Source organism: Psychrobacter sp. 1Y4 (assembly GCF_051847555.1).
Map to the genome: position 1 here is coordinate 1 of NZ_JBPYDE010001209.1, position 507 is coordinate 507.

Consider the following 507-nt stretch of genomic DNA (forward strand, 5'->3'; position numbering starts at 1 on the left):
GACGATCAATGGATGCGTATACTCGAAGAGTTTTCTTGGGTCAGTAGTGCTGAAGCTTAAACTTATCTAAAATAATCAATAAAAAAAGCCAAAATACCGCTATTAACAGTTCGGTAACCTAGTGAGGACTTGAATACTTGACTATAGGCTAGTGATACCAATGGTATTAATTGTTTAGATGGCCACAGTGTACATGGTGTACTTACTTAGAGGGAATGCACCTAAGCTAAATTGATTCCCAATATTTGTATCCTTCAGCTTTCACAAAATCTGATAAAAATTTTGAGAAACCATCCTCTATATAGAACCAATCTTTACGTTCATCAAATGGATGAGAAATAATAATAGCACCATAGTCATCAGCTTTCTTATCACATCTCAAAACTACAAAATCACTATCTCCAAGAAATTCACCAATAATTAAATCACCTTTAATTAGACTATTTGCCCTATAGCTCGATAACCAAAAGCCTATTTTGGCTTCAAAATCTTTCAAACTATAGAGAT

Annotated in this window: 1 pseudogene; it reads right to left on the reverse strand. The window is 33.7% G+C overall.

What is annotated here, in order from left to right:
* Window positions 1-226: 226 nt before the first annotated feature.
* Window positions 227-507, reverse strand: a pseudogene (locus ACS8FC_RS21180) (SMI1/KNR4 family protein); the annotation flags it as partial.